This window comes from Marinobacter sp., from assembly GCF_039977835.1.
In the GTDB taxonomy this organism is placed as follows: Bacteria; Pseudomonadota; Gammaproteobacteria; order Pseudomonadales; family Oleiphilaceae; genus Marinobacter.
Map to the genome: position 1 here is coordinate 68,634 of NZ_JBDWCL010000043.1, position 13,665 is coordinate 82,298.

16 protein-coding genes are annotated in these 13,665 nt (G+C 58.6%); 3 read left to right on the forward strand and 13 right to left on the reverse strand.

From position 1 onward, the window contains the following. Positions 1 to 9: 9 nt before the first annotated feature. From paaD to paaF, 10 genes are all read right to left on the reverse strand, one after another. The gene (gene paaD, locus ABJM11_RS12450; RefSeq protein ID WP_348296215.1) at positions 10 to 579 is read right to left on the reverse strand and encodes a 1,2-phenylacetyl-CoA epoxidase subunit PaaD; all 570 of its coding nucleotides are present in this window, start codon (positions 577 to 579) and stop codon (positions 10 to 12) included. Next, a complete protein-coding gene (gene paaC / locus ABJM11_RS12455) occupies positions 563 to 1,327 on the reverse strand; it encodes a 1,2-phenylacetyl-CoA epoxidase subunit PaaC (protein WP_348296216.1) in 765 nt (254 codons plus the stop codon). Before paaC ends, paaD begins: the two co-directional genes overlap by 17 nt. Before the next feature lie 12 nt (positions 1,328 to 1,339). Continuing rightward, entirely contained in the window at positions 1,340 to 1,621 is a 282-nt protein-coding gene (paaB, locus tag ABJM11_RS12460; RefSeq protein WP_275709363.1) for a 1,2-phenylacetyl-CoA epoxidase subunit PaaB, read from the reverse strand. Positions 1,622 to 1,638: 17 nt separating this feature from the next. Next, positions 1,639 to 2,631 carry a 1,2-phenylacetyl-CoA epoxidase subunit PaaA gene (gene paaA, locus ABJM11_RS12465; RefSeq protein WP_348296217.1) on the reverse strand — a complete coding sequence of 331 codons (993 nt, stop codon included), beginning with the start codon at positions 2,629 to 2,631 and terminating at the stop codon, positions 1,639 to 1,641. A 316-nt stretch (positions 2,632 to 2,947) separates the two neighbouring features. Next, a complete protein-coding gene (paaK, locus tag ABJM11_RS12470; protein WP_348296218.1) occupies positions 2,948 to 4,258 on the reverse strand; it encodes a phenylacetate--CoA ligase PaaK in 1,311 nt (436 codons plus the stop codon). A 55-nt stretch (positions 4,259 to 4,313) separates the two neighbouring features. Continuing rightward, a complete protein-coding gene (gene pcaF / locus ABJM11_RS12475) occupies positions 4,314 to 5,561 on the reverse strand; it encodes a 3-oxoadipyl-CoA thiolase (protein ID WP_348296219.1) in 1,248 nt (415 codons plus the stop codon). Continuing rightward, positions 5,558 to 6,004, reverse strand: a complete 447-nt coding sequence (gene paaI, locus ABJM11_RS12480; RefSeq protein WP_348296220.1) for a hydroxyphenylacetyl-CoA thioesterase PaaI — start codon at positions 6,002 to 6,004, stop codon at positions 5,558 to 5,560. The genes pcaF and paaI overlap by 4 nt, the downstream gene beginning before the upstream one ends. Further along, a complete protein-coding gene (paaH, locus tag ABJM11_RS12485; protein WP_348296221.1) occupies positions 6,001 to 7,521 on the reverse strand; it encodes a 3-hydroxyacyl-CoA dehydrogenase PaaH in 1,521 nt (506 codons plus the stop codon). Before paaH ends, paaI begins: the two co-directional genes overlap by 4 nt. A gap of 3 nt (positions 7,522 to 7,524) precedes the next feature. Next, complete coding sequence (gene paaG, locus ABJM11_RS12490) at positions 7,525 to 8,316, reverse strand: 2-(1,2-epoxy-1,2-dihydrophenyl)acetyl-CoA isomerase PaaG (RefSeq protein ID WP_348296222.1); 792 nt, start codon at positions 8,314 to 8,316, stop codon at positions 7,525 to 7,527. 45 nt (positions 8,317 to 8,361) lie between these two features. Next, positions 8,362 to 9,135, reverse strand: a complete 774-nt coding sequence (gene paaF / locus ABJM11_RS12495; RefSeq protein ID WP_348296223.1) for a 2,3-dehydroadipyl-CoA hydratase PaaF — start codon at positions 9,133 to 9,135, stop codon at positions 8,362 to 8,364. A 371-nt stretch (positions 9,136 to 9,506) separates the two neighbouring features. Here paaF and ABJM11_RS12500 point away from each other — a divergent pair, with 371 nt between their 5' ends. Further along, positions 9,507 to 10,100 carry a phenylacetic acid degradation protein PaaY gene (locus tag ABJM11_RS12500; RefSeq protein WP_348296224.1) on the forward strand — a complete coding sequence of 198 codons (594 nt, stop codon included), beginning with the start codon at positions 9,507 to 9,509 and terminating at the stop codon, positions 10,098 to 10,100. A 39-nt stretch (positions 10,101 to 10,139) separates the two neighbouring features. On the opposite strand, the gene ABJM11_RS12505 is transcribed toward ABJM11_RS12500, so the two are convergent. From ABJM11_RS12505 to ABJM11_RS12515, 3 genes are all read right to left on the reverse strand, one after another. After that, entirely contained in the window at positions 10,140 to 11,039 is a 900-nt protein-coding gene (locus ABJM11_RS12505) for a haloalkane dehalogenase (RefSeq protein ID WP_348296225.1), read from the reverse strand. A gap of 121 nt (positions 11,040 to 11,160) precedes the next feature. Continuing rightward, the gene (locus tag ABJM11_RS12510) at positions 11,161 to 11,409 is read right to left on the reverse strand and encodes a hypothetical protein (RefSeq protein WP_348296226.1); all 249 of its coding nucleotides are present in this window, start codon (positions 11,407 to 11,409) and stop codon (positions 11,161 to 11,163) included. Between the two features lie 120 nt (positions 11,410 to 11,529). After that, on the reverse strand, positions 11,530 to 11,874 hold the full coding sequence (locus tag ABJM11_RS12515) for a hypothetical protein (protein WP_348296227.1): 345 nt from the start codon (positions 11,872 to 11,874) through the stop codon (positions 11,530 to 11,532). A gap of 124 nt (positions 11,875 to 11,998) precedes the next feature. Between ABJM11_RS12515 and ABJM11_RS12520 the strand changes: the two genes are divergently transcribed. Together ABJM11_RS12520 and ABJM11_RS12525 are read left to right on the forward strand one after the other, a co-directional pair. Then, complete coding sequence (locus ABJM11_RS12520; RefSeq protein ID WP_348296522.1) at positions 11,999 to 13,114, forward strand: AI-2E family transporter; 1,116 nt, start codon at positions 11,999 to 12,001, stop codon at positions 13,112 to 13,114. Between the two features lie 80 nt (positions 13,115 to 13,194). Further along, entirely contained in the window at positions 13,195 to 13,605 is a 411-nt protein-coding gene (locus tag ABJM11_RS12525) for a peptidoglycan-binding domain-containing protein (protein ID WP_348296228.1), read from the forward strand. The last annotated feature ends 60 nt before the right edge of the window (positions 13,606 to 13,665 follow it).

Below are 13,665 nucleotides of genomic sequence, written 5' to 3' on the forward strand. Positions count from 1 at the left end.
GTATCGGCTCTAGATGCATTTGAAATAGTCGAAGGGCTCGAGGCATTCCGTGCAACGATAAAGGGCTTTGCAGGCAGTGGATCCGAATTCGCTGACCCGCTCGGTATCCTTGCTACCACAGTGGGGGCAGGCAATGACTTCCGGCTCCCCCAGCAGGCTCATCTTGCTGGAGCTGCCCTCAGGCGGAGCAATCCCGAATGCCCGAAGTTTCTCTTTGCCTTCGGCTGTGATCCAGTCGGTGGTCCAGGCAGGCGTCAGCACCTGGTTGATTTTCGGAGCCCGGAAGCCTGCGGCGCGCATGGCTTCGGAAATCAGCTCCTCAATCAACTCGGTAGCCGGGCAGCCGGAGTAGGTCGGGGTTACATCAATGGACAGCTCTTTGCCGTCCCAGTGAACGGCCCGGATAATGCCGAGCTCCACGACACTGACTGCCGGCACTTCAGGGTCTTTGACCTCTTCAAGCAGTGCCCAGATGTCGTCCTCTGTCAGCAGATCGGGGCGGGCGTTTGCCGGCACCCGATCACTGGCAATCAGGATATCGACGGCTGACCTGTGGTCTGACTCACCATGTTGTGGCATCGGGGTAGGCCCTCTGCAGGAACTGCATTTCCGCCAGAATGAATCCCAGGTGTTCGGTGTGCTCGCCGTGCTTGCCGCCCATATACATCCAGGCATCTTCGGCGCCCGGGGTCAGGGTGGCCTGGGTAAGCACCTCGTTGACCATACCGCGCCAGTCCGCGGCGAGCTGGTCGGGGTCCGGGCCAATGCCCGCCTCGGCCAGCACACGATCAGTGTCATCCGGAGTGATCAGTTCGCCGGTAAAGCGCCAGAGGATATCCACCGCATCCTGCATGCGTTGGTGGCTCTCTTCGGTGCCATCACCCAGGCGCTTGACCCACTCGGAGGAGCGTCGCAGGTGATAGGTGACCTCTTTCAGGGCCTTGGCGGCGATGCCCGCAATACGCTCATCGCCTGATCCGGCAAGGTCCTTGAGTGTGAAGTAATGCCACACGTCGAAGAAAAACTGCCGGCCCATGGTGACCGCATAATCTTCATTGGGCTGCTCTGTCAGCAGCAGGTTACGGTAATTATGCGCATCACGGCGGAACGCCAGCTTGTCGGCATCGCGGCCGTCATCGATCAGCTCGGCGGCATACTCGTACCAGTTGCGGGCCTGGCCGACGAGGTCGAGGGCCACGTTCATCAGTGCCATTTCTTCTTCAAGTGCCGGGGCCTTGCCGCACAACTCACAGAGCCGCTGGCCCAGGATCATGTCGGAGTCTGCAAGGCGCAGCAGGTATTCCTTTAATGCTTCTGCATGTGTCATTGGATCCGCTCCTTACATGTGTCCGACTTCATCGGGCAGCTCGTAAAAAGAAGCGTGCCGGTAAATCTTGTCTTCCGAGGGGTCGAAAAGGACTTCTTTCTCGTCGGACGCGGAGGCCGTGATGGTGTCGGAGGGGACCACCCAGATGCTCACGCCCTCACTGCGGCGTGTGTACAGGTCACGGGCATTCTCCATGGCCATCTCGGCGTCAGAGGCGTGCACGCTGCCCACATGTTTGTGGTTCAGGCCGTGCTTGGAACGTACAAAAACTTCGTAAAGGCGCCATTCAGACATGTTGTATTCCTCCGGTATCAGGCGGCTTGCGCGCGCTGTTTTTGTTTTTTGGCATAGGCGACGGCCGCTTCGCGGACCCAGCCGCCTTCGTCAATAGCCTTCTTGCGAGTGTTGATGCGCTCGCGGTTGCAGGGGCCGTTGCCCTTGAGAACGTCGTAGAATTCCTGCCAGTTGATTTCACCGAAATCGTAATGGCCGGTTTCTTCGTTCCACTTCAGATCCGGGTCCGGCGCGGTGCACCCCAAAAACTCGAGCTGGGGAACAGTCTGATCAATGAACATCTGACGCAGTTCGTCGTTGCTCTTGCGTTTGATCTTCCAGGCCAGGGACTGCTGTGAGTTCGGCGACTCGTCGTCGTGCGGGCCGAACATCATCAGGGCGGGCCACCACAGGCGGTTGATGGCGTCCTGCACCATGGCTTTCTGCTCTTCGGTGCCTTCACGCATCATGTCCAGCAGGATCTGGTAACCCTGGCGCTGGTGGAAACTCTCTTCCTTACAGATGCGGACCATGGCGCGGGAGTAGGGGCCATAAGAGGTACGCTGCAGCACCACCTGGTTCACGATCGCAGCGCCATCCACCAGCCAGCCCACTGCACCCATATCGGCCCAGTTAAGAGTCGGATAGTTGAAGATGCTGGAGTACTTGGCTTTGCCCTGATGCAGCTTTTCGATCTCTTCATCGCGGTCTGCACCGAGGGTTTCCATGGCGCTGTAGAGATACAGGCCATGGCCTGCTTCGTCCTGAATCTTGGCCATCAGCTGAAGCTTGCGCTTGAGTGTGGGCGCACGGGTAACCCAGTTGCCTTCCGGCAGCATGCCGACCACTTCGGAATGGGCGTGCTGGGAGATCTGGCGAACCAGCGTCTTGCGGTAGCCTTCAGGCATCCAGTTCTTGGGTTCGATCTTGGTTTCGGCGTCGACCTTTTCCTGAAAATCGCGCTCTTCGGGCGACATCTCTTCCAGGGTCTTCAGGCGCTTGGCGCCGGTTTCAACGAGCTGGGCGTACATAGAATACCTCCGGGTCGGGCTTGTTGTTCTCTAGCTCCGTGAACACTGGCACCCTCGGTTAATAAATGAGGGCGAATAACTCCATACTATATGATACTGAATAAATATCAAGAATAGTCTTTGTGTGTCATGTCATATCTCAAGTATTGCTTGATATCGGATACGTAACTGATATAAAAGATAAAAAACATGATACGTGAATAATGGCTATCGAGATCGCTGTTCGAAAAGTGAAAATAAATCGGCGTCGTTAGGGCGAGTAGCGGTCCGGGGGCGTCGCAAGCATTGCGGGTCGCCCCCTGAAAATCGTGCAGATCTATTGTTTGCGGCGGTCAAACACACGCTTGGCCTTACCTTCGGAACGGGCCAGGCGATTGGCTTCCACAACCTCGACACGGGTGCTGATGCCAATGTAGGACTTGATGTGGTGGGCCAGTTCCTTCGCTGCCGCGGCACGACTTTCGGTGGTGTCCGTTGCGCCAGGTTTCAGCTCGGTCCGGATGTCCACGCAGTCCAGGTTGCCCTGCTTGTACACCTCGATCTCATAGTGCGGCGCCAGGGCCTCGCACTTCAGTACCTGTTCCTCAATCTGGCTCGGGAACACGTTCACGCCACGGATGATCAGCATGTCGTCGCTGCGGCCGGTAATCTTGTCGATACGGCGCATGGGGCGCGCGGTACCCGGCAGCAGGCGAGTGAGATCACGGGTGCGGTAGCGCAGAATCGGCAGGGCCACCTTGGTCAGCGACGTGAATACCAGTTCACCGTATTCACCATCAGGCAGGACTTCGCCGGTTTCCGGATTGATGATTTCCGGATAGAAATGGTCTTCCCAGATGGTCGGGCCATCCTTGGTTTCAACGCATTCCATGCCAACGCCGGGGCCCATGACTTCGGACAGGCCGTAGATATCGAGGGCCTGGATGCCAAGCCGTTCTTCAATCTCGGTACGCATGGCGTTGGTCCAGGGTTCCGCCCCGAAGATGCCCAGCCGCAACGGCAGCTTATGAGGGTCAATTCCCTGGCGGTCCATCTCGTCAGCAATGTTCAGCATGTAGGAGGGCGTCACCATGATGATGTCCGGCTCGAAGTCCTGGATCAACTGGACCTGTTTTTCGGTCTGGCCACCTGACATCGGAATGACGGTGCACCCGAGCCGCTCGGCACCATAGTGGGCGCCAAGGCCGCCGGTGAACAGGCCGTAGCCGTAGGCTACATGAACCTTGTCTCCGCGGGAGCCGCCGCCTGCCCGAATAGAGCGTGCCACTATGTCGGCCCAGGTGTTGATATCGCTCTGAGTATAGCCGACGACGGTGGGCTTGCCTGTTGTACCGCTGGAAGCATGCACGCGGACCACGTCGGACATGGGCGTGGCAAACATGCCGAACGGGTAGTTATCGCGCAGATTCGCCTTGGTGGTAAACGGCACCTTGGCGAGATCATCGAGGGAACTGATGTCCATCGGCTTGAGGCCGATATCGTCAAACGCCTTCCGGTAGAACGGCACGTTGGTGTAGGCATGGACGACGCTCCAGCGCAGGCGCTGCAGTTGTTCGTGGCGCAGCTCGTCGATGCTGGCTGTCTCCATGCGGTCAAGTTTGCCAAGTTTTTGCAATGGTAAGGTCATGAGTCTGTCCCGCGTTGTTCTTGTCGAATAATGGTCTCTGGTCCGGTCGGCGGCCTCAGGCGACCGAGTCCGTCCGCTCAATAATCAGCGCAATACCCTGGCCTACGCCGATGCACATGGTGCACAGGGCGTACCGGGCTTTCTGGCCCGCAGCGTGGCGGCGTTCAAGTTCGTTCAGAGCGGTGGTCACCAACCGGGCTCCGCTCATACCGAGGGGGTGGCCAAGGGCAATGGCGCCACCGTTCGGGTTAACGTGCTCAGCATCATCCGGCAGACCGAGGTCGCGAGTGACCGCCAGGGCCTGGGCTGCGAAAGCTTCGTTCAGCTCAATCACATCCATATCGGCCAGTTCCAGGCCCGCGGTTGCCAGCACCTTGCGGGTGGCCGGGGCGGGACCGAAGCCCATGATCCTTGGTTCAACGCCGGCGGTTGCCATGGCAACAATGCGGGCGCGGGGTTTGAGATTGTATTGCTTGACGGCATCGGCCCCGGCCAGGAGAACAGCGCAGGCGCCATCGTTGACGCCGGAGGCATTGCCTGCGGTCACGGTGCCGTTTTCGCGGAATGGCGTTGGCAACGTGGCCAGTTTTTCGAGGCTGGTTTCCCGGGGGTGCTCGTCGGTGTCCACCACCAGCGGTTCCTGTTTGCGGCGCGGGATGGTCACGGGGGTAATTTCGGTGGCCAGTCGACCTTCTTTCTGTGCAGCAGCGGTGCGCTGTTGGCTGCGCAGGGCGAACGCGTCCTGGTCTTCCCGGGAAATGCCGAAATCGGCCGCAACGTTCTCGGCGGTCTCGGGCATGGAATCGATTCCGTACTGCTTTTTCAGCACCGGGTTTACAAAGCGCCAGCCGATGGTCGTGTCAAAAATCTCCGCCTTGCGGCTGAACGCCGATTCGGCCTTGCCCATCACAAACGGAGCTCGTGACATGGATTCGACGCCGCCGGCAATCATCAACTGGGTTTCCCCGGTACGGATTGCCCGGGCTGCACTGCCCACGGCATCCATTCCGGAGCCGCACAGGCGGTTGATGGTGCTGCCCGGCACGTCTACCGGCAGGCCTGCCAACAGCAGGGACATGCGGGCAACGTCACGGTTGTCCTCGCCGGCCTGGTTAGCGCAGCCATAGAGAACGTCATCAATTTTTGACCAGTCCAGATCCGGGTGTCGTTCGGTCAGCGCCTTGATGGGGATGGCGCCCAGGTCATCCGCACGCACGGCGGCCAGAGCACCACCGTATCGACCGATGGGGGTGCGGATGGCATCGACGATGTAGGCGTCTTTAAGGGTATTGTCGGTGCTCATGCAGTTTCCTCCGAATTGCGTACGGTGCCACGAACCTCGTAGGAACGGCCCCGGAACAGGGCAACCTTGTGGCCGTCCTGGTTGGTTAATGTGATGTCGTAGATACCGGTTCGCCGGCCACGGGCCTGCTCTTCGGCAGTTGCAGTCAGTCGGTCGCCTTCTTTGGCGCCGTTCATATAGTCAATGCTGCAACCCGAGGCGACAGTGGCCCGGTCGTAGCTGTTGCAGGCAAAGGCAAACGCGGAATCGGCCAGGGTGAACAGGTAGCCGCCATGGCAAGAGCCGTGGCCCTGGATCATGTTGCCGGTCACCGTCATGGTGAGTACTGCTTTGCCGGGGGCGACAGATTCAATGTTCATACCCAGATTCTGGCTGGCACGATCCCGTGCGAACATGGCCTTGGCGCATTCCTCGGCGAGCACTTGTGGATCCATCTCGCTCATGAATAAAACCCCTTCTGTGCAAATGCATTCTTCCGGAGCAGCAGGGCAGGGCGATAGCGGTCTTCTGCGTAGCTGTTCTGGATGTTGGTGAGCACCTTGAACACCTGACCGGCGCCAAGGCGGTCGCTCCAGCTCAGCGGGCCGTCGGGATAGTTCAGGCCGGCCTTCATGGCCAGGTCGATATCCGCGATGGTCGCTACACCGTGCAACGCCGCATCGGCGGCTTCGTTGGCCAGCATGGCTACGGTGCGCATGATTACCAGTCCGGGGCGGTCCGCGACCAGACTGACTTCAATACCCGCTTTCTGCAGTAAAGCACAGGCACAGGAAACCGCCGCCCCGGACGCCTGATCGGCTGGCGCCAGGGCAAGCCTGGAGGCTTTGCTGTAGTCAAAGGCCAGGTCAAACAGCACCAGATTGGCGATGCCATCGCTGGCGGCACGTTCGGTAGCCATCCGGCCGTCAGTGAGCGCCAGTACAGCGTTTCCAAAACGGATCTGGCCGGGACCGGCGCGCTCGATAACGGTGAGGCCGGCGGCTTTCAGTCGATCCAGCAGCGGGGCGGCCGCGCCGGGGGCGCCTTCGGCAATGACCACGGTCTCATCCGATTGATGAGCCGGCTCGGTCTGTGGCTGAGGCTTTTCAGCGCCCTCGCCATAGGGGTAGAAACCCTGGCCGCTCTTGCGCCCCAGGCGACCCGCTTCCACCAGTTCTTTCTGGATCAGCGACGGCAGAAAGCGCGGGTCCTGGTAATAGGAATTGAAGACCGAGTTGGTCACGGCGTAGTTGACGTCGTGGCCGATCAGGTCGGTCAGCTCAAAGGCACCCATCCGGAACTGGCCGGCTTCGCGGATGATGGCATCCAGCGTGGCGGCGTCAGTGGCCTGTTCCTGCAGCAGGCGCAGGCTTTCCGCGTAAAACGGACGGGCCACGCGGTTGACGATAAAGCCGGGAGTCGAGGTCGCGTAGACCGGTTTCTTGCCCCAGGCGGATGCCGTGGCATGAACGGTATCGGCGACGGCCTGGCTTGTCGCCAGCCCCATGACCACTTCTACCAGGGCCATGAGGGGCGCCGGGTTGAAGAAGTGCATGCCCACCAGGCGCTCGGGCTTGTTCATTTCAGCGCCGAGGGCAGTCACAGAGATGGAGGAGGTATTGGTGGCTAGGATCGCATCCCCGGCACACAGGTTCTCGAGGTTCGCCAGAAGCTGACGTTTGATCGGTAGGTCCTCGATGATGGCCTCGACCACCAGCCCGGCTTCGGCGACGTCCTCCAGATTCGCGACCGGGTGAATCCGGCCAGTAACCGCGTCCAGCTCTTGCTGCTGCATCTTGCCCTTGTCGACACGGCGCTGGAGCTGCTTGGCAATACCGTCACGGCCGGCTTCCGCCGCGCCATCCCTCTGGTCGTGCAGATAAACCTGATGGCCAGCCTGTGCAGCCACCTGGGCAATACCAGAGCCCATGGCTCCGGCGCCGATGACGGCAACTTTGGTTTGGGTATCCAGTGCCGGCATGGCTTATTTCCCCTTGAAGTTCGGCGTGCGTTTTTCCATGAAGGCAGCGACGCCTTCGCGGTAGTCGTCGGTCTGCCCGGCCATGCGCTGGAGATCCCTTTCCAGGTTGATCTGCTCTTCAAAGGTGTTGTTGGCGCTGGCATGGAGCGCACGCTTAATGAGAGCAAGGCCTTTGGTGGGCTGCGTGGCGAAGTGCCGGGCCAGTTTCATGGTTTCTTCCATGAGCTGCTCGTTATCCACGCAGCGCCAGATCATGCCCCACTCCTCTGCCTGCTCGGCACTGATCTTCTCTCCCAGCAATGCCATTCCTTTGGCCCGGGCCATGCCGGCAACGCGGGGCAGGATCCAGGTGCCGCCCGAGTCGGGAACCAGGCCCAGCTTGCAGAAGGCCTGAACAAAATTGACAGAACGGGCTGCCAGCGTGAGGTCGCAGGCAAGCGCTATGTTGGCACCGGCGCCGGCAGCGACACCGTTAACGGCGCAGAGGACTGGCATCGGCAAATCACGAAGGCTGCGCAGCATCGGGTTGTAATAATTCTCCAGTGAGGCGCCAAGGTCGGGTACTTCCTGATCGGGAGACACGCTGCGGTCGGAGAGGTCCTGTCCTGCGCAAAAGCCCCGGCCAGCGCCGGTAATCACCAGTACACGGACAGACTCATCCTTGCGCACGGTGGTGATGGCGTCCCGCATCCGTTCGTGCATCTCGACATTGAAGCTGTTCAGGCTGTCCGGACGGTTCAGGGTAAGCAGAGCCACACCCTGATCGATTTCGAGAAGAATGCTCGGTTGAGTCATGGCGTTATCCTGTAAATGAAATGGTGGATGGCTTTGTGGGTGGGATTATCGACCCGTGAATTGGGGTTTTCGCTTCTCCAGAAACGCATCAAGGCCTTCCTGGCGATCTGCAGTGCCGGCCAGTATGGTGAAAGCATGTCGTTCAAAGCGCAGGCCGTCGGCGAGGCTCATGTCGCTGGCCTTGCGAACCGATTCCTTGGTGAGGCGGACAGCAATAGGGGCTTTCCGGGCGATGGTGCGGGCAATCCCGGTGGCTTTTTCAACGGTGAGCTCGGGCTGGCAGATCTCACTGACGAGGCCTGCGTCAAGAGCGCGTCTGGCATCGATCGGCTCGCCTGTCAGGGCCATGCGCATGGCCAGCGATTCGCCGACCTTCCGCGCCAGTCTCTGGGTGCCGCCCGCTCCGGGCATGATGCCAAGATTGATTTCCGGCTGACCAAAACGGGCATTTTCACCGGCGATGAGAATATCGGCGTGCATGGCCAGTTCGCACCCACCACCCAGTGCAAAGCCGTTAACTGCGGCAATGAGAGGCTTGGTGAAGCGGGCTATTCGCTCCCAGTGAGCGACTCGTGGGTCTTCAAGGATGCCCACGAGGTTGCGGGCAGCCATCTCGTTGATGTCAGCTCCGGCTGCGAATGCCTTCTGGCTTCCGGTTATTACAACGGCCCGAACGTCCGGGTTGGCTTCTGCGTCATCCAGTGCTCTGGATAGATTGGCCAGCAGCTCGGTATTCAGGGCATTCAACGCCTCGGGGCGGTTCAGGGTAAAGACCTGAACCCCTTGTTCTGGCCCCTCGATGAGCAGGTTGTTTGGCATAAGCGACCCGATGTGGCTTTGCTTTATCTGGAGAATGTCTCAGCCGCGAGAAACCGGATTTGCCCTGAGGCGATGTTTCGATAGTGAATGGGCTGATTTTCGAATCAGTATATCTGTTAATTGATACTCGTCAAGGTTTGTGGGTTCGACATTTTGTATCACGTTTGCGGTTTACGGATGAAATCTCTTTAGTGGCTGATAGTTAGGGGGATTTTTGATTTCTGTCCAGATTGCAGGTGCTTTTTCCGCTCGTTGTCGGCGTTTTATTCCCCTTTTTTCTGTAAAAGAATCCCTATTAAGCGGTAAAGTGATGCGGAAAATGAATCAGAATGTGTCGTCACATTCCGGGCTTGTCAGTGAAGGAGAAAAGCATGCCAAGTTACAGTATTGAGGGCATTCAGCCTGTTGTACATCCGACCGCGTACGTTCATCCGGCTGCGATTCTGATTGGGGATGTGTGGATTGGTCCTGACTGTTACGTTGGTCCGGCGGCCTCTCTGCGTGGCGATTTCGGGCGCATCGTGTTGAAGGAGGGAGCAAATATTCAGGACACCTGCGTCGCCCACGCATTTCCAGGCAAGGACGTGGTGGTCGAAAAAGACGGGCACGTGGGCCATGGTGCCATTCTTCACGGCTGTACCATCGGTGAGGGCGCAATGGTCGGGATGAACGCCGTAATCATGGACGAGGCTGTTATAGCAGCTCGCTCAATTGTTGGCGCCGGGGCACTGGTGAAAGCCGGTTTCCAGTGCGATCCCGCATCATTGATTGTGGGCACGCCAGCAAAGGTGTTGCGGACGTTGAGCGATAAAGAGGTGGCCTGGAAAGCGAAGGGAACTGAAGAGTACCAGCGCCTGACACGGCGCTGCTTCGAGAGCCTGGAAGAATGTCAGCCGCTGGAAGAAGCGGATCCGGATCGGTCGAGAGTTGTTACTGGCGGTCACCAGCTCAAGCACGAGAGCTGATTCCCGGCCCGCGGGTATCGCTCACGCCCCGTCAGTGCTTCAGGCTGCCAGCTCCGATTTCAGGGCATCAATGATGATGCGGGCGAAGTCATCGGGGGAGTCCTCCTGAAGAAAATGACCACCTCGCAGTGTGATATGGGGCTGCCCGAGGGCTCCAGGTATGCGCCGCTGCATATAGCGGTCGCCACCGCGGGTGATGGGGTCGCCGCTGCTGAAGCAGGTGATGAACGGTTTTTTCCATTTTTCCAGAACCCGCCAGGCGGCCTTGTTGGCCTCACTGGATGGATCGTCGGCGGACACCGGCACCAGTTTCGGAAACGCCCGTGCGCCTGCCTTGAATTCAGCGCTGGGGAAGGGAGCCTCGTAAGCCGCAATCTCACCCTTGCTCATGGTTCTCTCTGTTCCCAGCTGCACTATCCGGCCTACCGGAAACCAGGGGCTGTGAGTGGCAAAGGCCTTCCAGAGCGAGAATACGGCAGGTACTGGCGTCTCCCCGGTCGGCAGCATGCCGTTACCGACAATAATCCGGCGAAAAAGGTGGGGGTGCTCTGCCGCCAGTCGCAGGCCGAGCAAAGAGCCCCAGTTCTGGCAAACCAGGGTAATATTTTTCAGATCCAATGCCTTCAGCCACTGGGAAAGCCAGTCTATGTGGCGGTCATAACTATAGTCATCCACTTCGGAGGGTTTGTCTGATTTTCCGAACCCCACCAGGTCGGGTGCCAGCACCCGGTGGCCGGCTCCCGCTACCAGCGGAATCATGTGCCGGTACAGGTATGACCACGAAGGTTCCCCGTGCAGCATCAGTACCGGTGCCGAATCGTTCGGGCCCTCGTCTACATAGTGCATTCTCAGGCCTGGTTCAACGTCCAGATAGTGAGGAGAAAAAGGGTAATCCGGAAGGCCTGCGAAGCGGGCTTCATCGGTTCTCAGAATACGCATGCCATCGACTGTCCTGACTGAGTGGTTGCGTGGCTGTGTTGTCGCAGCCTTCACGAATCAGGATAAAGCAGATCGGAATTTTGTGTGTTTGGTTTACGTAACAGTGCGTTGGCTGTTTGAATCAGGACGCTTTGCTGATCAGGTCTTCGCCATTCTCAAACCGCGCCAGTGCAGCATCACAGCAGTTCAGGGCGCCGCAGTCATCGGCGGGGCAGAGGGCAATGGTGTTACAGCTGATGCCATGAGCATGCTGTTCTCCGTTACGGAAAATGCGTCCGCGGGAAAGGGTTGAATGACAGTGGCCGCACAGCAGGGTTGGCACGGCACTGCTTTGCGAGGCGATGGCCTGGAAATGTTCTGTGTGTGTCATAAAATAACCTCCAATACTCCCAAACTAGGGGCAACCCGTGACAATTCAATGTCAGTCGCCTCGGATTAACCTGCAAGTACGAAGAGCCAAGGCTCCAGCCTCACTCTTTCCGGGCCGTAATCAGCGATCGGAGTCGGCAATGGGGCGCCGGTTGGAGCGTTTGTCTTCCCAGTTGAGAGACTTGGGATCGTACCAGCCTATGCGGTTGAGAACCTTCTCACGGGTGGCGGGAGACAACGTTGGCCACAGCTCGTGGAATTCCTCGAGGCCCCGCTCACGCTGACGTAGCTGCTTGCCCTGGAGTTGCCGGATGATGCGGGGCAGGTGCAAGGCTTCTCCCAGTTGCCCGGGCACAAGCACTTCCTGCCCCATCACCTTGCGGCGATGGGTTCTGGCAGCCAGTACCCGGTGAAGAGCAATAGCGGCGTCCAGTGCTGTTTCGACATCAAACTCTTCGTTACCCAATGTCTCACCCGTTTAACGAATAACCAATAACCGTCAACTATACCCTGAAAGCCGCTAGACTGGCCACGCGGCCGTGGTAGTCTGGTGGCCCGGTTGGTAATCTGATTCAGGATCACTCTCTATGATGTACGGAAAACTGGAGACACGGACTTTTCTGGCCATGCTTGTGGGCGTCTCCCTGGCCTTTGTTCTGTTAATGAAGCCGTTCTTTGGTCCGATCTTCTGGGCTGTGGCCATCGCGTTGATATTTCACCCGGTTCGCGAGCGTCTGGCACGGCGGCTGGGCAATCGTCCCAATGTGATCGCATTGCTGACACTGCTGCTCTGCATGGTCATCGTTGTTATTCCAGTGCTGGGGCTGGTGACATCCCTCGTTGCAGAAGGACTTTCCATTTATCAGAAAATTCAGGAGGGAGAGCTTCGTCCCGGTGAATACATCGACCGGGTGAACCAGTCATTTCCTGCTATCGAAGCCTTCTTTGCCCAATTCGGAATGGATTTCGCCGAGATAAGAGACCGCATGGCCAGTGCCTTTGTCGGTGGTAGCCAGTTTCTGGCGAAACAGGCACTTGGGTTCGGGCAGAACACCTTTCAGTTCATTCTGGGACTGTCGTTAATGGTGTACCTGGCTTTCTTTCTGATCAGGGACGGCAGCAAACTGGTTGATCTGCTGATTCAGGCGCTGCCGCTGGGTGACGAGCGGGAGCGCCTGTTGTTTGCCAAATTTGCCGAGGTTACCCGGGCGACGGTCAAGGGCAATCTGTTGATTGCGATCATTCAGGGGGCGCTTGGCGGCCTGATTTTCTGGCTGCTGGATATCCAGGGAGCATTGCTGTGGGGGGTAGTGATGGCGATTGTCTCGCTCATTCCGGCCGTGGGTGCAGCTCTGGTATGGGTGCCTGCAGCGCTGTATCTGGCAGCAACCGGCGAGATTGTTTCGGCAGTGATCCTGACGGCGTTCGGGTCCATTGTCATCGGGCTTTCCGATAACATTCTGCGTCCGATTCTTGTCGGCCGGGATACCAGGTTGCCGGATTACATTGTATTGCTGTCGACGCTGGGCGGGATCGTGATGTTTGGCGTCAACGGGTTTGTGATGGGGCCATTGGTGGCCGCTCTGTTCATCGCGTTCTGGGGAATCTTTATTCGCGAGTTCGGGGAGGTTTCGAGTGGGCCTGTGCATAATATGCACGCGACGACTACAGAAACCCAACAATCTGAAAAGCCCAGGCCAGATTAACTATGTTAGTCTCTGGTCGTAGTGTCCATCCTGTAGGGAGTGGCAACACAATAAAAAACAACAGGTAACCGGAGTAGATCATGATCAGCAGATCAGCAAAAAGAAGCCGTGTGGCGGCGGCCATTATGCTCGGGGCGATGACGCTGGCGGCCCCTCATGCGCTGGCAAATGACACTGTGGCGCTGAAGAACGCGCTCTACGGTGCTGGCTATGAGGTCACAAACGTCAGCCCGCAAATGGATCAGACAACACGCTCTGCGCTCACAGCATTCCAGCGCGACCAGGGGCTGACTGCGTCGGGTGAACTGGATAGCGCCACCAAGGAGGCCCTGGGAATGGTGTCCGTGCAGGTTGCGTCGTCTGGTTCCTCCGGCTCATCGCAGAATGCAGCTGCATCCTCCAGCGCCGCGCCCGAGCGTGAAGAGTCACCGGGCGTCCAGGCCGAAGAGGATGATATCGAAGAAGACGATGATGGTGGCTGGTTCTTCTAGCAGGCTCGCCGCAGTCGGACTTCAGTAAACCGTCGGGCCCGGAGGTATTCTGTACCCCGG